This window comes from Actinomadura sp. B10D3 (assembly GCF_039871695.1).
Classification (GTDB): domain Bacteria; phylum Actinomycetota; class Actinomycetes; order Streptosporangiales; family Streptosporangiaceae; genus Spirillospora; species Spirillospora madurae.
Window position 1 is genome coordinate 63,165 of the sequence record NZ_JBDPLY010000017.1, and the last position, 20,317, is coordinate 83,481.

The 20,317-nt window shown below is 74.7% G+C and carries 15 protein-coding genes; 9 read left to right on the forward strand and 6 right to left on the reverse strand.

Translation table 11 applies throughout. The features are described from left to right. Positions 1 to 40: 40 nt before the first annotated feature. The 4 genes from ABGB11_RS24560 to ABGB11_RS24575 are packed head-to-tail and all read left to right on the forward strand — an operon-like array spanning position 41 to position 5,088. Positions 41 to 1,378, forward strand: a complete 1,338-nt coding sequence (locus ABGB11_RS24560) for a hypothetical protein (protein WP_347636325.1) — start codon at positions 41 to 43, stop codon at positions 1,376 to 1,378. Positions 1,379 to 1,386: 8 nt separating this feature from the next. After that, positions 1,387 to 2,571 (forward strand): hypothetical protein, encoded by a 1,185-nt coding sequence (locus ABGB11_RS24565; protein WP_347636326.1) that lies wholly within the window; start codon positions 1,387 to 1,389, stop codon positions 2,569 to 2,571. Beyond that, on the forward strand, positions 2,568 to 3,551 hold the full coding sequence (locus tag ABGB11_RS24570; protein ID WP_347636328.1) for a glycosyltransferase: 984 nt from the start codon (positions 2,568 to 2,570) through the stop codon (positions 3,549 to 3,551). The genes ABGB11_RS24565 and ABGB11_RS24570 overlap by 4 nt, the downstream gene beginning before the upstream one ends. Next, complete coding sequence (locus ABGB11_RS24575; RefSeq protein ID WP_347636329.1) at positions 3,535 to 5,088, forward strand: glycosyltransferase family 39 protein; 1,554 nt, start codon at positions 3,535 to 3,537, stop codon at positions 5,086 to 5,088. The genes ABGB11_RS24570 and ABGB11_RS24575 overlap by 17 nt, the downstream gene beginning before the upstream one ends. Here ABGB11_RS24575 and ABGB11_RS24580 read toward each other — a convergent pair. Continuing rightward, positions 5,070 to 6,536, reverse strand: coding sequence for a family 43 glycosylhydrolase (locus tag ABGB11_RS24580; protein ID WP_347636330.1), 1,467 nt, complete (start codon positions 6,534 to 6,536; stop codon positions 5,070 to 5,072). The two genes, ABGB11_RS24575 and ABGB11_RS24580, sit on opposite strands and share 19 nt — an antisense overlap. A gap of 117 nt (positions 6,537 to 6,653) precedes the next feature. Here ABGB11_RS24580 and ABGB11_RS24585 point away from each other — a divergent pair, with 117 nt between their 5' ends. Both ABGB11_RS24585 and ABGB11_RS24590 read left to right on the forward strand, forming a co-directional pair. Continuing rightward, complete coding sequence (locus ABGB11_RS24585; RefSeq protein ID WP_347636332.1) at positions 6,654 to 8,150, forward strand: sulfatase; 1,497 nt, start codon at positions 6,654 to 6,656, stop codon at positions 8,148 to 8,150. A gap of 118 nt (positions 8,151 to 8,268) precedes the next feature. After that, positions 8,269 to 11,532: a hypothetical protein gene (locus ABGB11_RS24590; protein WP_347636333.1), complete on the forward strand. Its 3,264-nt coding sequence runs from the start codon at positions 8,269 to 8,271 to the stop codon at positions 11,530 to 11,532. A 40-nt stretch (positions 11,533 to 11,572) separates the two neighbouring features. On the opposite strand, the gene ABGB11_RS24595 is transcribed toward ABGB11_RS24590, so the two are convergent. After that, positions 11,573 to 12,502 (reverse strand): glycosyltransferase, encoded by a 930-nt coding sequence (locus ABGB11_RS24595; protein ID WP_347636334.1) that lies wholly within the window; start codon positions 12,500 to 12,502, stop codon positions 11,573 to 11,575. Between the two features lie 184 nt (positions 12,503 to 12,686). Then, a complete protein-coding gene (locus ABGB11_RS24600; protein ID WP_347636336.1) occupies positions 12,687 to 14,126 on the reverse strand; it encodes an LCP family protein in 1,440 nt (479 codons plus the stop codon). Positions 14,127 to 14,269: 143 nt separating this feature from the next. On the opposite strand from ABGB11_RS24600, the gene ABGB11_RS24605 reads away from it, so the two are divergent. After that, entirely contained in the window at positions 14,270 to 15,211 is a 942-nt protein-coding gene (locus ABGB11_RS24605) for a DUF6177 family protein (protein ID WP_347636337.1), read from the forward strand. 73 nt (positions 15,212 to 15,284) lie between these two features. Further along, positions 15,285 to 16,706 carry a DUF1266 domain-containing protein gene (locus tag ABGB11_RS24610; protein WP_347636338.1) on the forward strand — a complete coding sequence of 474 codons (1,422 nt, stop codon included), beginning with the start codon at positions 15,285 to 15,287 and terminating at the stop codon, positions 16,704 to 16,706. A 46-nt stretch (positions 16,707 to 16,752) separates the two neighbouring features. Here ABGB11_RS24610 and ABGB11_RS24615 read toward each other — a convergent pair whose 3' ends face one another. Continuing rightward, on the reverse strand, positions 16,753 to 17,256 hold the full coding sequence (locus ABGB11_RS24615) for a hypothetical protein (RefSeq protein WP_347636340.1): 504 nt from the start codon (positions 17,254 to 17,256) through the stop codon (positions 16,753 to 16,755). Continuing rightward, positions 17,253 to 18,869 carry a MinD/ParA family protein gene (locus ABGB11_RS24620; protein ID WP_347636341.1) on the reverse strand — a complete coding sequence of 539 codons (1,617 nt, stop codon included), beginning with the start codon at positions 18,867 to 18,869 and terminating at the stop codon, positions 17,253 to 17,255. The genes ABGB11_RS24615 and ABGB11_RS24620 overlap by 4 nt, the downstream gene beginning before the upstream one ends. 190 nt (positions 18,870 to 19,059) lie before the next feature. Here ABGB11_RS24620 and ABGB11_RS24625 point away from each other — a divergent pair, with 190 nt between their 5' ends. Continuing rightward, a complete protein-coding gene (locus ABGB11_RS24625) occupies positions 19,060 to 19,887 on the forward strand; it encodes a hypothetical protein (protein ID WP_347636343.1) in 828 nt (275 codons plus the stop codon). 27 nt (positions 19,888 to 19,914) lie between these two features. Here the strand turns inward: ABGB11_RS24625 and ABGB11_RS24630 are convergent, their stop codons facing one another. Beyond that, positions 19,915 to 20,229, reverse strand: coding sequence for a hypothetical protein (locus tag ABGB11_RS24630; protein WP_347636344.1), 315 nt, complete (start codon positions 20,227 to 20,229; stop codon positions 19,915 to 19,917). Between the last annotated feature and the right edge of the window lie 88 nt (positions 20,230 to 20,317).

Consider the following 20,317-nt stretch of genomic DNA (forward strand, 5'->3'; position numbering starts at 1 on the left):
GGGTTCGATCGGTACCGGCGCAAGACTCCCAAGGATCGTGGTGGCCTCACCCCCTCCTGGCAGCGCGGCACGGAGTGCCCGCCCTGCGGTCTTTCTGCACGTCGGGGCGGCGAAGAGCGGCACGACGTTCCTCCAGAACGTGCTGTGGCACAACAGGGAGCGGCTGCGCGGGCACGGCGTCCTCTACCCCGGCGACGACCCGGCCGCCCACGTGCGCGCCGCGTTCGACCTGCGCCGGACGTTCTTCCGCGAGGCCTCCGATCCGGCGGTCCGGGGCGCGTGGCGGGCGCTCGTGGACGAGGCCGCGGCCTGGGGCGGGACGGTCATCGTCTCGCAGGAGCTGTTCGCGCCCGCCCGGCCGAAATGGGTCCGGCAGGCCATGGCCGACCTCGACTTCGCGGAGGTCCACGTGGTCTTCACCGTCCGCGACCTCGGCCGGCAGATCCCCGCGCACTGGCAGGAGGACGTCAAGAACCGGTTCACGACCTCGTTCACCGAGTTCGTGACGGCCCTGCGGCGGCAGGACTGGCGCGCCTACGAGAGCGCGCGGCTGTTCTGGGGCCTCCAGGACCCGGTCGCCGTCCTGCGGCGCTGGGGCGCGCACCTGCCGCCGGAGCGGGTCCACGTCGTCACGCTGCCGCCGCCCGGCGCACCCCGCGACCTGCTGTGGCGGCGCTTCTGCGCGGCCACCGGCCTCGTCCCGGACGACTACGACCTGTCCCGGACGTTCGCCAACCCGTCCCTCGGCCTGGCCGAGACGCAGTTCCTGCTGCGCCTCAACGAGGAGCTCGGCGGCGGTGTCGTCGAGCGGGTCGGCTGGCACGGCTACAACGAGGACGTGAAGCTGTTCCTCGCGCAGCAGGTGCTCGCCGGACGGCCGCATCCGGTCAAGATCGAGCTGCCGGACGAGCACGTTCCGTGGGCGACCGAGCGGGCCGTCGAGACGGTCGAGGAGCTGCGCGCCGCCGGATACGACGTGGTCGGCGACCTGTACGACCTGATGCCGGGCCCGGCGTCCGGTCCGGCCCTCGGCCGCCAGGTCTCCCCGCCTCCCGACGAGCCGCGCTGGGCGGAGATGGCCGATGTGGGCGTCGATGCCATCGCCGCGCTGCTGCGGCGCGTCCAGGAAAGGCGGGAACGCGCCGGCGCGGTGCCCGGTGCCGGGATCGCCGTCGGCGACCAGATCGACATGCTGCGGGCCGAGTCGGCCGAGCTGCTGGAGCGGACGGGGAGGCTGGCCGACGACGCAGCGCCGCTGGTCGAGCGGGCGGTGCGGACGGCGGCGGAACGCTATCCGGCGGCCGGGCGCCTGCGCGGCGCCTACCGCAGGATCCAGAGCAGGGCGGGACGGGCCGGCGCCCGGACGAGAGCGGAGTGAGCGCGCACATGGGGGACGAGCGAGCCGGGAAGTCCGTCTACCTGCACGTCGGGGCACCGACCGCGGGCGCGGCCTTCCTGCACCGGGTGCTGTGGGCGAACCGGCGGCGCCTCGGCGACGCGGGCGTCTGCTACCCGGTCGCGGGGCCGCAGGAGCACTTCGCGGCGGTCATGGACCTGCGCGAGATGAGCTGGGGCGGGCACCGCGACCCGGGCTGGGACGGCGCGTGGGAGCGGATGGCCCGGCGCGCCCGCGACTGGGACGGCCCGACGGTCGTCTTCTCCCAGGCGTTGCTCGGCGGGGCGACCGCGAAGCAGGCCCAGCGGGCTGTGGCGGCGCTGGAACCGGCCGAGGTGCACGTCGTCTTCGCGACCCGCGACCTCGGCTGGCAGCTGATCCTCGACTGGCAGGAGCAGATCCGGCACGCGCACACCATCACCTTCGAGCACTTCGTCGACGAGCTCGTCGCCCGCGGCATCGACGCGCCCGAGCCGTACGGGGAGATGTTCTGGGGCCTGCACGACGCGGTGCGGGTCCTGCGGGCGTGGGAGTCCGCCGTGCCGAAGGAGCGCGTCCACGTCCTCACGCTGCCCGCGCCCGACGGGGGCCCGGGGCCGCTGTGGGACCGGTTCCGCGCGCTGACCGGCATCGGCGACGGGGTGTGCGACCTCGGCGGAATCGCCGCGGACGAGCCGCTGCCGGCGACCGAGGCGGAGCTGCTCCGCCGGCTGAACGAGAAGATCGGCCCGGCGCTGGGCGGCGACTACGAGCGGATGGTCCACGAGCATCTCGTCGGGCACGGCCTCGCCGGGGACGGCTCGGACCGGATGGGCCTGCCCGCGCGGCACGCCGAGTGGGCCGCGCGCCGCACCCGCGAGCTCGCCGATTCGCTCCGCTCGTCCGGCTACGACGTCGCCGGTGACCTGGAGGAGCTGACGACCTCGCGGGCCCCGGAGGCCGGCCTGCTTCCCGGCGACGTCCCGGACGAGCTGATCGCGGTCGCGTCCGTCGGGGTGGTGGCCCACCTGCTTGAGGAGCTGACCCTGGCCCGCGAGCGCGTCGGGCTCGCCCACCTGCAGAGCGAGATGGCCGGCGTCCGGGAGAACCTGGAGCGGCTCACCGAGGCCGCCGCGTCCCCGTCGCCGGCCCTGCAGCGCGCCGCCCGGCGCGCCGCAGGCAGGCGCGCCCCGTGACCGCCGGGCCCGGAGCCCGGGGCGGGCCGCCCGTCGCCGCGGTCATCGTCACCCACGACCGGCGCGATCTGCTGGAGGAGGCGCTGACCGCGCTCGGCGCGCAGACCCGCGCCCCGGACCGGATCATCGTGGTCGACAACGCGTCCGCCGACGGCACCGCCGCGCTGGTCGCCGACCGGTTCCCGGACGCGGACCTGCTCGTCCTGGCCCGCAACATCGGCGGGGCGGGCGGGTTCGGCGCGGGCATCGCCCGCGCCCTGAGCGGCGGCGCCGCGCTCCTCTGGCTGCTGGACGACGACACGGTGCCCGAGCCCGACGCCCTCGAGATGCTGCTCGCCGCCCGGGAGAGGGCCGCGACCGGCGAGGACGGCCCGCCCGCGCTCGTGGCCAGCCGGGTCGTGTGGACCGACGGCCGGGACCACCCGATGAACACGCCGCGCCCCAAGCCCCGCGCGACGGCGGACGAGACGCGGGTCGCGCGCGCGGCGGGCTGCGTGCCGATCCGGTCCGCGTCGTTCGTGTCCGTGCTCGTCGACGCCGCGGTCGTGCGGGAGCGCGGGCTGCCGGTCGCCGACTACTTCCTGTGGAACGACGACTTCGAGTTCACGACGCGGCTCCTGCGCGGGCGCCGCGGGCTGCTCTGCCCCGGCAGCGTCGCGGTGCACAAGACCAGGACGTTCGGCGGGACGGAGACCGACCCGGGCGACCGCTTCTTCTACGAGGTGCGCAACAAGATCTGGCTGTTCACCGGCAGCCGCGGGCTCGCGCCGCCGGAGCGCGCCCTGTACGCCGGGTCGACGCTGCGGCGGTGGGCCCGCACCTTCGCGGCCTCCGGCGACCGGGCGGTGCTGCGGCGCGCCGCGGTCCGCGGGGTCCGGGAGGGTCTGTTCACCCGGCCGAGGCCGACCGCCGCGGTGCTGCGCGAGGCCGGGGCCGAACCACCCCCCGACGAGGGTCGCGCCGATGGTCGGGACGGCTAGCCGGCCGCGGACCGGCGCCGGCCGGCGGGCGCGCGGGCTCGCCGGGCCGGGGATGCCGCTGGTCCCGGCGGCGGTGACGCTCGCCGCCGCGCTCGCCGGCATCGGCACCCCGTCGCTGTGGCTGGACGAGGCCGCCACGATCAGCATGACGACCCGGTCCTACGGCGACATGCTGCGCGTCTTCCCTCATCTCGACCTCGTCCACGCCCTCTACTACCTGATCATGAAGCCGTGGGTGGCGGTGTTCGGGACCGGTGAGATCGCGATGCGGCTGCCGAGCGCCCTCGCCATGGCGGCGGCCGCCGCCGGTGTCGCGGTCGTCGCGCGGCGCTGCGCCGGGCCCGCGGCCGGGCTCGCGGCCGGGCTGGTGTGGGCCGCCGGCCCGCAGACCAGCAGGTGGGGGCAGGAGGCGCGGTCCTACGCCATGACGGCGGCGGTCGCGGTGCTCGCGACGTACCTGCTCGTCCGCGCCCTGGACCGGGACGAGCCGCGGCCGTGGCGGTGGTTCGCGGGCTACGCGCCGGCCGTCGCGGTCCTGGGCCTGCTGCATCTGCACGGCGCTCTGCTGCTGGCTGCGCACGGGGTGACGTTGCTGCTCACCCGTCCCAGGGCCGGGATATGGGTGCGCTGGCTCGTCTCCGCGGCGGTGGCCGCGCTGCCGCTCGCGGCCCTGGCGCTCGCGGCGCAGGACCAGAAACGCCAGGTGACGTGGCTTCCCGATCCGTCCTGGAAGGTCGCCTGGACGGAGGTGCAGTTCCTCGCCGGGGGCCACGACCTCGTCGCGCCGGTCATCGCGCTCGTTCTGGCCTGCGTCGCCGTGGACGTCGTGCGGCGCACCCGCGGCTCCGGCGGCACCCGGCCCTCGGGGACCGCCTCCCTCTCGGCCGTCGCGCTGCCGTGGGCAGTCCTGCCGACCGTGCTCCTGCTCGCCGTCTCCGCCGCCGGCGACCCGATGTTCTACTTCAGGTACACGGTCTTCTGCCTGCCCGCGGTGGCGCTGCTGGCCGGCGGAGGGATCGCGGGGCTGCTCACGGTGGCGCGCCGTCCCGCCGTCCAGGCCGCCGTGGCGCTGGCGGCGGCCGCGGCGCTCATCGCCCCGGCCGTCCAGGACCACGAGTACCTGCGGCGGCAGGACAGCCGCCCAGATGACATGCGCAGGGCCGCGGACGCCGTCCGCGCGCACGCCCGCCCGGGGGACGCCGTCGTCTACCTCGCGGGAAGCGTGCGCTGGAGCGCCGCCACCTACCCCGACGTCTTCGGACGGCTCCGCGACATCAGCGTGCGGACGGACCCGGTGGCGGCGGAGAACCTGAAGGGCCGCGACACCTTTCCGCGCGACCTGCCCCGCAAGCTCGCCCGGGTGAACCGGGTGTGGGTGATGAACCACCGGTCCCTCGACCCGCACGGGCCGATCATCCAGCGGCGGGAGCAGGCCGTGCAGAGGGCCGGCCCCTGGCGGACGGTCGGACGATGGTCGTACCGGGGCGGCTGGCTCGTCCTGTTCGAGCGGACGGCCCCCTACCGCAGCTCCAGGTAGTCGATCTGCCCCTGCCCGTTCAGGCGGCGGAGGCCGAGGGTGCTCCAGCCTGCGGCGAGGTCGACCGTCGCCGTGACGGACGCCCAGTCGGCGCCCTTCGTGGCCTCCAGCCGCACGGACGTCGCGGCGTAGCCGTTCACCGACACCTCCAGGTCGGAGCCGTTCCCCGACCGGTTGGCGTACTGCGACCGGACCGAGTACCGGCCGGCCACGGGAGCGAACATCGGCACGTCCACCCGGCAGTCGTCGCGGACGAACGGCCCGACGGCGCTGCCGCCGGACGCGTTGGGCCGGCCCAGCACCGACACGCAGCCGTTCAGCCGTGCCCGCTCCGCCTCGTACCGGACGGGCACGCCCCGGACGACCGGCCGGGCACCGTCCCAGCCGAGCCGGGCGACGTACATGCCGCGGGTCACCTTCGAGCCGCCGTGGTGGTCGAGGATGCCGTGGAAGACCAGGTAGTCGCCGGTCTTGTCGGCGAGGACGTCCGCGCTTCCCGGGCCTTCGACCTTCCCGCCGTACAGTCCGGTGGACTGGACCGCGCCGCCCTTCCGGTAGGGCCCTTCGATGGACGAGGCCACCGCGTAGCGGGTCTGGTAGTTCGACTGGAAGTACCAGCCCGCCGAGTACAGCAGCACGTACTGCCCGCCCCTCCGGACGAGGTCGGGCGCTTCGACGAGGACGGGCTCGTCGGCGGCACGGCCCATGATCTGCTTCGGCGGCCCGGCCGGGCCGAGCCCGTCCGGGGTGAGCCTGACCAGGTAGATCGCGGCCGTCGTCCGCTCGTCGCTCTTGTAGAGCAGGAAGCGGGTGCCGTCATCGTCGATGAAGGACGCCGGGTCGATCGCCCCGCCGAGGTCCAGCGGGCACACCAGCGGCCCGCCCTCCTGCGGGACGAACGGTCCGGCGGGGGACGAGGCGGTCGCCACCCCGACGCACTGCTCGTCGCCGTCCTTGCGGCGCGCGGAGAAGTACAGCAGGTACGACCGGGACCCGGCGCGCGGCGGGACGACCTCGGGCGCCCACGTCCACCCTGCGGCGGCCCAGGCGGGGAGGCGGGCGAGGCCGTCCCCGGGCGACACCGTCCACGGCCCGGTCGGCGACGGGGCCGTCGCGACCGGCATCGTCGCGTCGGCGTTGTTGGTGCCGTACGCGAAGTACGTGCCCGCCGCCTTGATCACGGTCGGGTCCGCGAACGAGCCGTCGACCACCGGCTCGGCGGGCGAGTAGCCGGGCGGATCGATCGCCGCCGCCGAACCCGCCGGGCTCGGCGGCGGCCCGGAGGCCGTGCCGCCCCGGCCGGAAGGGTGCGCGTCCGGGCCGCCGCGCGACGGACCGCAGGAGACGGCGAGCCCGACGACGAGCGCGACCAGCGCGCTGATCGCGGCGCCCGCGACCAGCGGTATCAGCGGCGCGATCACCTGCGGGTCCCGGACCGTCCTTCTCATGGCACCCCGCATCATGCCAACAACCCGCGCGCCACGGCCAACCCCGCCGGGTACACCGTCAACCGCCCCGGATCGTTACGCTTGCCCGGCGATCGCATCACGGAAGGGACACGGACGTTGATCCGACACCGGCGGCTGGCGGCCGCGGTCAGCCTGGCCACCGCCCTCGTCCTGAGCGGTTGCCTCTTCCAGGCGGAGGAGCCGTCCGGCGGCGCCAAGGGCGGCAAGGTCCCGAAGAAGCCGAACATCGTCTTCGTCCTCACCGACGACCTCTCCTGGAACCTCATCGCGCACATGCCTCAGGTGCTCCAGATGCAGCGGGACGGGCTCACGTTCAGCAACTTCATCATGGCCGACTCGCTGTGCTGCACGTCCCGCGCGACGATCTTCACGGGCCGGTATCCCCACAACACCGGGGTCCGCACGAACTTCCCGCCCCAGGGCGGCTATGAGGTGTTCAAGGCCAAGGGCGGCGAGCAGGCGTCCTTCGCCCCGTCGCTGCAGAAGGCCGGATACCGGACGGCGCTGCTCGGCAAGTACATGAACGGCTACCAGCCCAACGACACCCAGGGCAGCACCAGACCGTACGTACCGCCGGGCTGGAACGAGTGGTACGTCAGCGGCAACGGCTACCCCGAGTACAACTACAACCTGAACGAGAACGGCCGCCTCGTCCACTACGGCGGCAAGCCGGAGGACTACCTGACCGACGTGCTGTCGAACAAGGGCGTCGACTTCCTCAAGCGGATAGGCGGGTCCAAGCAGCCGTTCTTCATGCAGATCGCGACGTTCGCGCCGCACGGGCCGTTCGTTCCCGCGCCCCGGCACGCCACGAAGTTCGGCGGCCTGAAGGCGCCCCGGTCGCCCGCGTTCAACGAGGCCGACATCCGCGACAAGCCGTCATGGCTGCGGTCGCATCCGGCGCTGCGGAGGCCGGGCCTCGCCCGGATCGACGCGGGATACCGCGACCGCGTCCGCATGGTGCAGTCCGTGGACGAGATGATCGGCCGGATCCGGACGGCGCTGAAGGACCTCGGCCTCGACCGCGACACCTACGTCGTCTTCGGGTCCGACAACGGCTTCCACATGGGCGAGCACCGGCTGGCCGGCGGGAAGATGACCGCGTTCGACACCGACGTCCGGGTGCCGTTCGTCGTCACCGGCCCGGCCGTCCCCGCCGGTCGGAGCGCCCGGGAGATCGCGCAGAACACCGATCTGGCCCCCACCTTCCAGGACCTCGCCGGCGTGCGCCCGCCCGCGGCGACCGACGGCCGGTCGCTCGCGCCGTTCCTGCGCGGCGCCGCTCCCCCGGACTGGCGCGAGTCCGCGCTGGTCGAGCACGTGAAGCCGCCGCCGTCCCCGCTGGACCCCGACCGGCAGGACTCCGCTCCCGGCGCCCCTACCACCTACAACGCGATCCGCAACGACGAGATGCTGTACGTGGAGTACGAGGACGGGGAGCGCGAGTACTACGACAGGACCCGCGACCCGTACGAGCTGAACAACATCGCCGGCACGCTGACCGAGCAGCGGCGGCGGCACCTGTCCGATCTCCTCTACGCGCTGACGCACTGCTCCGGAGGCGGCTGCATCGCCGCGGGCCGTAGCCGCTGAGGAAGTTCGGTCCCTTATGCGCCGCTATCATCGCTGACAACCCCCGGATCGCAGCGAGGTGCCGCCTCGGGTGTCCAGGGTGAGTCGAGAAGAGTGAACGGATGCTGGGAGAGCGGGTGTGACTGCAACCGGAAAGCCGGACGGCGAGCACGTGGGTGAGCGTCCCGAGCCCGGGCAGCCGGCTCAGGCCCCGCCCACGCCGCGCTGGCTGGACGACCAGGGGACCCCGTCCGAACCGCTGCTCCCCGAGGACGACCCGGAGGACGACGTCGAGGACGGCCTCGTGGACGATCCGGAGGACGACCCCGAAGAGGACGACCTCCCGGAGGAGCCCGCGGACGACGCCCCGGAGGACTCCCCCGAGGACCCCTCCGACGACGTCGAGGACGACACCGACGACGTCGAGGACGACACCGACGACGGCGACGACCTGCCGGCCGACCGCACCGTCATGGATCTCAAGATCAACGAGACCCTGCAGACGGTGATCCTGCCGAAGGGCCGCAAGGCCGCCGCCGAGACCGCCTCGAAGACCGCCCCGGAGAGCACCTCGGAGACGGACGGTGAGGACGCGGCCTCGCCCGCCGTTCCACCCCCGGTGGCCGACGTCGAGACGACGTCCACCGACATCCCGGCGCCGCCGCCCTTCCCGTACGGGCAGGAGATGGCCGACGTCACCCGGGTCGAGCCGCTCGCGCCGCCGCCCTTCCCGTACGGGCAGGACATGGCCGACGTGACCCGCGTCGAGAACCTGGCCCCGCCGCCGCCGACGCCCCCCGCGCCACCGCAGGCGCCACAGTCGCCGCCCGCGCCGAACGTCTCGCCCGCGCAGAGCCCGCCGGCCCACGAGCCGTTCCCGTACGCGCAGGAGATCCCCGGCACGCCGCCCCCGCACCCGCCGTCGGAGCCCTTCCCGTACGCGCAGCAGATCCCGGGCGGGCCGAGCGCCCCTCCGCCCGCCGAGCAGTTCCCGTGGGCGCAGCAGATCCCCGGCACGCCGCACCCCGGCCAGGAGGCCGCCCACCCGGTCGCGCCGCCACCGGTGATCGAGGAGCCGTGGCGGACCGGAGGTCCGGGCGGAGGCCGCCGCAGGAGCGTCAAGAAGCCGCTGCTCATCGGCGCGGCCGGGCTGGCCGTCGTGGCGCTGGTCGCCGCGGGCGTCCTGGTGGTGCCCGGCCTGCTCGGCGATGACGACGGCGGCGGCGACACGGGCGCCAAGCTGGCCGGGTCGCTGTTCCCGGTGGACGGCGCGGCCCGCACCGACGGCCGCGACCAGCAGGTCACCGGCGTCGCGGCGCTCGGCTCGACGGTGGTCGCGGTCGGCGGCGAGACCGACCCGCAGGACTCCCGCGGCCTGTTCCTCGTCTCCACCGACGGCGGCCGCACCTTCGAGTCCGTCCCCCAGCAGGACGCCGACGGCGGCGTCGCACCGCCCGGCGGCGTGCCCGCGGCGGTCGGCGCCTCGTCCCGCGGATGGGTCGCCATCGGCCACCGCGCGGGCGGTGCCGGCGCGGTGTGGACCAGCGAGGACGGCAAGGAGTGGCGCCGCCAGCCCGACGCCGTAGGCGACGTCTTCAGCGCGAAGGACCGGGTCACCCGGATCGTCGGCACCGGCAGCGGCTTCCTGGCCATCGGGGAGAACTCCCCGAAGGGCGACTTCAGTGACGCGCGGCCCGCCGCGTGGCTGTCGGCGGACGGGCGCCGCTGGGAGGCCCGGGTCGGCGACCAGATCGGCCTCCAGGTGCAGAAGGGCGATCTGTCGCTAGTCGAGGCCGCCGCCGCGGGCGACGTGATCCTGCTGGAGGGGCTCATCACGCCCGACTCCCGCAAGCCCGGCCCGTACCGGAAGGTCTGGCGTTCCGACGACGGCGGCCGGACGTGGGCGACGTCCGAGGTGCCGGTCCCGAAGGGCAGCCGCGGCCTGATGATCGGCGGCGGCGAGGCCGGGTTCCTGGCGATGCGCGAGATGAAGGCGTCCGGCAAGCTCTTCGGCCAGGCCTACGCGTCCAAGGACGGCCGGTCGTGGACCAAGGCCGGGAAGCTGGAGCCGTCCGGCTACGGGCGGACCAGCGGCATCGCCTCCGACGGCCAGGGCTTCGCCGCCGTCGTCGTCCGCGGCGGCGACGTGCTGCTGTCGCGCTCCGCGGACGGCACCACGTGGAAGGACGCCGGGTCCGCCGAGTCGAAGGCCGGGCGCGAGGTGCTCGGCGCCGCGGCGGCGGGCGGCCAGACGGTCCTCGTCGGCCGCGAGCCCGGCGGCGGCGACACCGACCCGATGCTCGGCGTCTGGGACGCGTCCGGCGCCGCCGTCCCCGTCGACCTGACGAAGATCCCCGGCGCCATCCGGCCGGACCACGCGGTCCGGGCGGTCGGCGCCACCGGGAACCTCGCCGTCGCGGTGGGCAGCGCGAGCGGCGACGCCGCCGCCTGGACGTCCGCCGACGGCGCCTCCTGGAAGCCCGCGCAGGGCCTCGGCGCCGCGTTCACCCGGCCGGGACCGCAGCAGCTGACCGACGTGGTCGCCGGCGGAGCGGGCTGGCTGGCGGTCGGCTACGACCAGGCCCCGGCGCGCCGTCCCCTCGTCGTCACCTCCCAGGACGGCGCGACGTGGCAGGCCGCCGACACCGCGCCCGCGTTCGGGGCGGGCGGCGGGTCGGTGACCTACGCCGCCGCGGCCGGCTCGGCCGGATACGTCGTCGTCGGCACGGCGGGCTACTCGGGCGCCGCATGGTTCTCCTCGGATCTGAAGAACTGGTCCAAGGGCACCGGGGCCGACGCGAAGGCGCTGACGGGCAGCAAGAACGGGACCCGGTGGATGCTGGACGTCACGGCCGGCCCGTCCGGGTACGTCGCCGTCGGCGGAATCCGGGACGGCAAGGGCAACCACCCCTCGGTGTGGCTGTCCCCCGACGGCAAGCAGTGGACACTTCAGGTGCTCGAACTGCCGCCGTCCGGCGTCACCGAGGGGCATCTGACCCACGTCGCGGCCAAGGGCAACACGCTCGTGGCGGCGGGCGTCGCGGCCACGCAGAAGGGCCTCGACTGGCTCGGCTATGTCTCCACGGACGCGGGCAGGACGTGGCGCCCGCTGGAGTCCCCGAGCGGCCAGACCCAGGCGACCGTCACCGCGCTGTCCGCGACCCCGAAGGGCTTCGCCGCGACCGGCGTCACCGGGCGCGCCGGCGCGACCGACGTCGTGTCGTGGACGTCCGCCGACGGCGCCTCCTGGCAGGCGGCCACGCCCGGCGGCACCGGCCTCGGAGGCGTCGGCGACCAGCAGATCACCGGCCTGGCGGTCTTGGCGGACTCGCTGCTGGGGGTGGGCCGCAGCGCCGACTCCCGCGGTGGTCAGCCCGTCCTGTGGAGCCGCCCGGTGCCTTGACGGCGTCCCGCCCCGGCGGGCCGTGTCACCGCGTCATGGGTCACTGGTCGCGCGGCGGGGCGGCGTCGATCTCGGGCAGCTCCTCGGCCGCGGGCCGCGCGTGCCTCGGGATGTAGGCCGGGGGCTGGGAGGCGCGGACGTCGTCGCGGTCGCGTGAACGGTTGCGGCGGGCACCGTAGGGGGCGACGACGGCGCGGTAGAAGGGCTTGCGGATCACCGTGGGGACGAGGCGGTAGCCGCCGCGGACCATGACGTTGCGCCAGTACTGGGGCTGGGAGATGAAGCCCTCGCGGCGCATCTCGCGCTGCAGGCGCAGCTCGGAGCGGAGCAGGTCGCGGCCGCCGCGGCGCTCGTAGGCTCCGTCGCCGACGCGGTAGTAGACGAGGGGCTCGGCGAGGTTCACCATCCGGGCACCGCCCGCGATCATGCGGACGAACAGCCAGTAGTCCTCCATCAGCGGGAGGTCGCCGTAGCCGCCGGCGGCGATGACGGCGCTGCGCCGGTACACGACCGTCGGGTGGTTGAAGGGGTCGTGCAGGCGCGAGTAGCGCGCGATGTCGTCGGGGTCGCTCGGCGGGGTGCGGCGGCCGACGATGTCGGTGATGTCGGTGCCGAACTCCAGCAGGCCCGCGCCGACGAGGTCGGCGCCCGCGCGGACCAGCGGCACCTGGAGCTGGAAGCGGTGCGGCATGGCGACGTCGTCGGCGTCCATGCGGGCGACGATGTCGTGGCGGGCGGCGTGCAGGCCCGCGTCCAGGGCGGGGCCGAGGCCGCGGTTGCGCTCCAGCCGGACGAACGACACCTCCACCTCGCTGGTGGCGGCGAGCTCGTCCAGGCACTGGGCCAGGTCGCCGGACACGGGGCCGTCCTGGACGAGGACGACCTGGTCGGGCCGGAGGGTCTGGTCGTGCACGGCGCTGCGGAACGCGTCCCGCACGTGCTCCGCCCGATCGCCGCCGTAGACGGTCATCAAGAGAGTGAAGGGCTCGGGCTGCATGCGTCCGTCCGGGGAGCGTGGCGGCCGTGGAGCCCTTATGCGGGGTGTGACTCCGGGCCAAGATGTCGGGGGGGTTGGTTGTGGGCCGTCCTACAAGGGACGCTTTGTTCTGGTTGTTGGTTGGCGCGGGCCAAGATACCGGTGTGGCATGGCCGCTTCAGGTCTTGGCGCAGATGTCGCGGTCCGCCCTGATCTCGCCGGCGAGTTTCGGCACGGCCGGCGAGAGCCCGCGCAGCCTGGCGCCCTCCCTGCCGATCACCAGGTAGACGTAGCCGGGCCGGGCGGACGCCCAGGCGCGCGGCCGGGGCCCGGGGACCGCGATCGCCGTCCGGGCGGCCTGCCCTTCGGCGCCCGCGCCGTAGAGGATCTGCGTGCGGGGGTACTGCTTGCGGCTGGTGCCGACCTTGACGACCTGGAAGCCGCGCTCGGTGAGCTGGTCGGCGGTCCGCTGGGCGAGCCCCGCGGCGCCGGACGCGTTGAACACGCCGATCCTGACCTGCGCGGGCGGGACGGGCTGGACGCCGTTCTGCGCGGCCACCGTGCCCGGGGAGGGCTCGGGAAGCTTGTTGTCCTCCCGGACGGCCTTGAACAGCGGCTCGGCCAGGGCCTGGTCGAACTGCACGCGGTTCTTGTCCTGCGGGTACGCCTGCACGGGCACGGTGACGAACCGCACCTTCCCGGCGCTCATCCCCCGCAGCGACCCGGCGAGCTTCTGCATGACCGACAGGGTGAGCCCGTCGTCGGCCTTGATGGACTTGGCGGCGGCGGAGAGGAAGCCGTAGGTGCGTCCCGGGTCGGTGAGCATGCCCTTGTCGGTGGCCTTCTTGACGACCGACGCCATGAACGCCTGCTGCCGCTTGATCCTTGCGAGGTCGGAGCCGTCGCCGAGGACGTACCGGGTGCGGACGTAGCCGAGCGCCTGGTCGCCCCGCACGACCTGCTTTCCCGCGCGGAGGTGCAGTTCGGCCTTGGGGTCGTCGATGCGGCGCGGCACGCAGATCTCCACGCCGCCGAGCGCGTCCACGACCCGCTTGAACCCGGCGAAGTCGACCTCGATGTAGTGGTCGATATGGATCTTGGTGAGGGACTCGATCGTCCGCCACGTGCAGGCCGGGCCGCCGTTGGAGAACGCCGTGTTGATCATCCCGAACCGGGCCGGGACGGTCGCGCCGTCCTTCTTCTTGCAGGGCGGCATCTGCACCATCGAGTCGCGCGGGAAGCTGATCCCGATGGCGCTCTCGCCGCCGGGCGAGATGTGCAGCAGGATCGTGGTGTCGGAGCGCTGCCCGGCCTCGGCGCCGTAGCGGGCGTTCTCGCCCGCGCGGCTGTCGGAGCCCATCAGCAGGATGTTGAGCGAGTTGTTGAGCTTGGCGGGACGGTTCTCGCCGAGCCTGCCGTCGACGTCCTCGCGGTCGATCTGGCCGTCCAGGCGGCGCCAGAACCCGTACGCGGTGAGGCTGCCGGCGACGAGCGCGACCGACAGCACGACCGAGACCCAGCCGAGCACGCGCCAGAGACGCCCCCGCACCGGCGGCTCCGGTGGCGTCGGGGCGTCGTCCGCGTAGTACACGGGGGAGGGCGCGGCGGCTCGCTGCATCCGTAACATTTCAGCACAGATTGGACATGCGCCACGCGAGTCACGGCGAAGACGCCGGTCAGCCCGCGACCGTCCGGGGGCACGGGCGGGGGCCGGGCGTGCGGCCCGGGGACGGGCGGCCGGTGACTAGACTCCCGGTCGAGATGAGCACCGTAGACGCGCTGACCGAGCAGGCCATGGTCGTCCTCCAGGACCGGCCCGTGGTGGCGCTGAGCGCCTGGCTGAACAAGGCACTCGGCGACTGCACCGGCAGCGGCCGGACCCTGCAGGTCGTCACGCCCCTCGACTCACGGCTGTCGCTGCCGCTGCGCACCGCCGCGACCGGGGACGGCATGCAGTGGGTGGTCCGCAACGGCGACGGCTACTACGAGGGCCTCACCGGGCGGCCGCTGAAGTGGAGCGGCACGACGTTCGTGCCCGTCCCGGAGGCCCGCGACTACGCGCCCGGGTTCACCACCCGCCCGTCGGCCCCGGTCGGCTCGCAGCTCACCCTCGTCTACCGGATCAGGCACGGCGCCGAGGGCGACCTCGGCGGGCCCGTCGAACGCCTCCTGCAGCTGCTCACCGGCAAGTACCCGGCGGGCGTCGGCCCCGCCGAGCCGCTGGAGCACCCGTGGCGCCGCGACCGGCTCACCGAGTACGCCCGCGGGCGGTCCACCGCGCGGCTCATCGTCGGCGGCGACGGACCCCGCCCGGCCCAGGCGATCTGCGACTACACCGCCAGCGAGGGCGGCGGCGTCGCCGAGGTCAGCACCGTCACGGTCGGCTACGCGCCCGAGGACCCGCCGCCGTTGCAGCACCTGCCGACCCTGGTCGGGGCGCTCGCGGCCGACCAGCCGGTGGCGTCGCTGTTCGTCCAGCTCACCCCGGGCCGCGCCGACCTCACCACCGAGCCCCGCTGGACGGGGGCGCCCGCCCCGGTCGCGCTGGCGGTCGCGGGGGCGGTGACCGGCCCGAACGGGCTGCCGGGCCAGCCGGTCGGCCCGCCGCGCGCGCCGCTGACGTTCTTCCCGCTGGGCGACGGCCGCTCGCAGGACGGCTGGCAGCGGCACAGCATGCTGATGCAGCACCTCCAGTCCGCCTGACGAGGACCTAACCCCGGCATATCGCACACAGGGGTGATGATCTACCCGTAAGGGATGATGTACGGTCCTGCCCATGGGAGAGGCCGGTCGGCTCGAAGCGCTTGAGCGGGCGGTCGAGGGGACACTCGCCGAGGCGTCGCTGCAGTTCGACGGCGACGAGGCCGTCCTCCGCGTCGAAGGGTCGCTCGCCGTCACCACCGCCTGGTTCCTCGGAGTCGGCGGGGGCGGGGTGGCGTTACTGCTCGCCGGGGCCCTCCTGTCCCTGACCGGACTGCCGGACGAGGCCCGGTGGGCGCTCGCGCCCGGCGCCGTCCTGGTCACCCTGGTCTGCGCGTTCGTCCTGCTGCTGCGCTTCACCCCGATCGCCGGGCTGTGGTCGGACCTGGAGCTGCGGTTCGCCGAGCGGCAGATGGTCCACCGGCGGACGCGGATCCCGTTCGGCGAGCTGCGCCCGGAACACCTGGTGTGGAAGAACGGCCGGTTCTTCCGGCGCCTCTACGTCCGGCACCCGGCGCTCCGCAAGCAGCTCGCCGGGTTCTTCGGCAGCGAGGAACGGCAGGCCGCGGAGTTCCAGCGGCGGCTCTGGGAGCTGATCCGCGCGCCCGGCGCCCTCGCCCCCGGCGGCGGCTCCGGCCTCACCCCCGTGCAGCGCTGGATCATCGCGGCCGGCGCCCCCTACGGCGCCGTCAACGGCTTCCGGGTGGACCGGCTCGGCACCGGCCCCGGCGGCGCCGCCGCGGCCGACCGCCGCGCCGCGCACGAGCTGCTCCAGCGGCCGTGGGGCGCCTACGACCTCGAACAGCTCCTCGGCGCCGTCAACTGGCTCGTCCAGGACGGGCACCGCGCCGACTTCACGCAGGACGCCCGGCTCGCCGCCCGGTCCCCCGCCGCGCAGGAGGAGTACGGGACGCTGCTGCGCGAGGTCGACGGGCTCATCGCCCGCGACCGGCTCGAACCGCCGTTCGTCGAGCGGCTGATCGAGCTGGTCCGCGTCCGCTACGGCGACGAGGGCGGCTCATACGCGCGGCTCGTCCCGTCGCTGCTGCGGGACGAGCCCGGCGCGGACGCCAGCGAGGAGGGCGCCGAGCTGGCCCAGTTCCTCCACCAGCTCTTCAACGACCGCAACCACGCGGCCGAGGAGCTGCACCGGCTGAAGGCGCTCACCGACCCGACGCTGCGCGCCAACGTCGGACGGTTCCTCATCTGGGACTACGGGCGCGCCCTGATGCTCTACCGGTGGGGCCACATGGTGGGGTGGCTGACGGAGGAGTACTGCTGGGAGCGGATGCTGCCGCTCGCGATCGACATCCAGCGGCGGTACACGTCCTGGCAGGACATGGCGACCTGCTACCTGCAAGGACGGCTGCTGTGGTCGGGCGGCGGCGGGAAGGCGCAGGCCGAGTACGAACGGCTCATCGAGGAACTCGCCACCGACCCGCGCAGCCCGTGGAACCTCGTCCCGTGGGACCTGGACCTGACCCGCGACTGGCCCTGACCCGGCCATCGTCACGGCCGACGCCGCGGCCATCGTCACGGCCGGTCTAGCCGCCTATCACGCCGCCCTGGTACGCGGCGCCGCCCGGGTCGCCCGCCGGGCCGGGGAAGCCGCCGCCCGCACCGCCCGCCGTGCCGCCTTCCGTACCGGGGCCGCCCTGGCCGGTCGCCTTCCAGCTGCGGGCCGGGGCGTCGGCGGCGCCCTCCGGGTACACCATGCCGCCGAGCCAGTGGACGAGCGAGTCGGCGAACGTGCGCGCCACCCGCAGCGCCTCGGGCACGTCGGCGACCGCGCGGACGTCCACCCACCAGACCGGCGTCATGACCCGGGCGGCGAACTCGGCGCCGAGGAGCCGGCCGATCTCGCCCTGCACCGACACCTGCACGGCGTCCTCGATCGAGACCAGCAGCCGGCCCTCACCGTCGTGCAGCCGCGTCGAGTCGGGCTCGCCGCCGCGCAGCTCCAGCGGCTCGCCCATCGCGATCAGGCCGTCGGCGATGGCGTGCACGTCGGGGCGGCGGCGCACCAGCGCGACCAGGTCGGTGCTCATCGAGCCACCCCCGCGGTCAGCGAGCGCGAGAACACCTCGTGGACGACGCGGGTCACGGCCGTCCGGGCGGCGGCGGACACGCGGGACAGGTCGAGCGAGCTGCCGGTCGCGAGCTGCCGGTCGTAGGGGACGGACACGACGGGCAGCCCCCACGCGGTGAGCATCTGGTGCGCCCGCTGGAGGTCGGCGCCCACCTGCGGCGCGTGCGAGACCATCGCGATGACCGTGCGCGGCAGGAGCGCCTGCTGGTTGTTGGCCGAGAACCACTCCAGCGCCCCGCGCGCGCTCAGGGCGCCGTCGACCGTGCCCGGGGTGACCAGGACGAGGCCGTGCGAGCCGGCGATGACGCCGCGGTTCACCTCGGTGAGGATGCCGGCGCCGCAGTCGACCACGGTCGCGGCGACGTACCGGCTGACCGCGCTGAGGGCGGTCTGGAACGTCTCCAGCGTGAACTCCCCCGCGATGCGCCCGCCGCGCGTGGAGGAGAGCACGTAGAGGCCGTCGGGGGTGCGGGTCAGGAAGCGCTCCGCCTCCTCGAACGTGTGCGGGTTCTGTGCGGCCAGGTCGAACAGGGAAAGCTGCGCGTAGACGCCGAGCCGCAGCGGCAGCGAGCCCAGCTCGGCATCGGCGTCGGCGGCCAGCACCCGGTCGGCGCGGTGCCGGGCCAGCTCCGTCGCGACGAGCGCGGCCATCGTCGTCTTGCCCGCGCCGCCGCGCACGCTCGCGACCGCGATCTGCCGGGAGCTCGGCACCGGCCGCTGCATCAGCTCGGCGAACGCGGCCTGCTCCCTGGCCTCCCGGCCGCCGCCGCCCATCGCGTTGCGGACACCGCGGCCCATGCGGCGGGCGAGCGGGTCGCCGTGCTGGTTCTTGCGGACGAGGTCGCCGGCCGGGATCTGGTAACCGGAGCCGGCCTGCTCGGGCGGGACGGGGTGGGCGGGGGACGCGGGCGCGGGCGCGGCGCTCGCGTCCGTGCTCTGCTCGGTGCCGCCGCCGGCGCTCGGCACGGCGCCGAGGACGGGGTTGACCGCCGCCTCCCAGTCGAAGTCGGAGCTGATGAGGGGCTCGACGTGGGCGGTGCCGCCCTGACCGTCCGGCACCTGCTGCGGAGGCGCGGGCTGCTGCTGGGCCGGGGGCTGCTGCGCCGCCGCCTGCTGGGCGGCGGCCTGCTGCTGGGCGGCGGCCTGCTGTTGCGCCGCTGCCTGCTGGGCCGCGGCCTGCTCGGCCGCCTGCTGGGCGGCGATCTGCGGGTCGGCCGCGGGGAACGGCGGCTGCGGGGACGGATCCGGCTGCGGCGGGAGCAGGGGCTGCGGTTCCGGGAGCAGCGGCGCGGGGCCGTCGGGCGCCGCCTGCGCCTGCTCGGCGGGCGCCGCGAACGGCGGCACCTCGGGCGCGGCCTGCGACGCCGGTGACGCCGCGGCCTCGGCGGGTTGCGGCACGGGCGCCGGGACGGGCGCCGCGGACGGCTGCTGTTCAGGCGCGGGCAGGGGAGGCGCCTCCGCTCCCCAGGAGCCCTGCGCCGGGCCGTTCGGCGTCGCGTCGAGCCTCTGGAATCCCCTCCGCGCCACGCCGATCTCGCGGAGGACCGCCTGCTGCCAGCTGGAGTCGGACACCTGCCTCCCCTCTCAGCGGCCAGCCTACGAGACACTGGTCCCCACCCGCACCGCGACGGAGCGCCTGCCCCACGCCCCCACCCTAGGATCCAGACCGCACAGACGGCTCACCTGCACTTAAATCACCGCGATCGGCAAGCTAGTCTGGCCCGATCATCGGCACCCCGCTGTAACACCGCCCGGAGCGACCATGAACCCCCCACCTTGGCCCGGCCAGCAGCCCGGCCCGGGATTCCCGCCGCCCGCCGTGCCTGCCGCACCGCCCCCGTCCCCGGCCGGCCCGCCGCCGCTGCCCGGAGGCCCCGGTTTCCCGCCCCCTCCCCCGCCGCGGGGCGGCGGAGGCGGCCTCGCCCTCTTCCTCATCATCGGCGTCGTCCTCGTGCTGGCCATCGCCGGCGCGGGCGCCTTCCTCCTGCTCGGCGGCGACGACGACGGCCCGAACCGGACGTCCGTGCTGCCGTCGGCGACGCGCGTCCCGTCCTACGCGGCGACGCCGCCGCCGAGCCCGAGCACCGGGTCCGGCGGCGAGGGCGCCATCGACCCGTCCGGCGTGCTGACCCGGACGATCGAGACGGCGAAGGGCAACACGTTCACCCAGGCCGGGACGCGCGTCGAGCCGTGCACCAGCCGCGCCAACTCGGTGCTGCTGCCCGCGCTGCGCCGGCACCCGTGCGTCGGCAACATGTACTCGGCCGTCTACGCCAACCCGTCCAAGCAGATCATCACGTCGGTCTCGATCCTGAAGTTCGCCACCTCGTCGGACGCGTCCGTCGTCAAGGGGTACACGAACCAGGAGGGCTGGCCGAAGTTGCTGACCCCGTCGAACGCCAGCGGGCTGCGGCAGCCGAAGCCCGACCCGGCGTACTGGACGCGGACCTGGACGCAGGGGTCGACCGTGGTCTACGCCCAGTCGTACTGGGTGACCGGCGGACCGACCGGCGGCCGCACCGGCAGCGTCTTCGCGACCGCCGGCGAGCTGGGCGTCGAGGTCACCAACACGCTGCTGTGGAGCGACTGATGGCGCGCGGGGCGGCCGGCCGGCCGGTCAGCCGCCCTGCTCCGTCCCCTGGCCCTGGCCGGGGGAGGTGCCCTGCCCGGACGCCGCGTTCTGCTTCCGCGCGGCGGCGGACTCGTACGCCGCCAGCGCCCTCTCCCCGCCGGGACGCAACTCGAACCGGATGCCCCGATCGCCCTCGAACGGGTTCCGATGGTCGAACCCGTTCCGGTAGATCTCGTTCGGCACTCCCTCTGGGAAGGCGTCGCAGTAGGGGATCCAGCGGTCGAGCGACGTCTGCGCGTCAGGGTTGGACCTCTTCTGCAGGCGCACGCAGGCGTCACAGATGTTCGGTCTCCTGCGCATCGTTCGCCACACCTCTCGCAGATCGTCCTTCCGGGTCGCGCGGCACACCGCGCGATCCTCGCAGTGTTCCACAACGCCGGCACCGTCC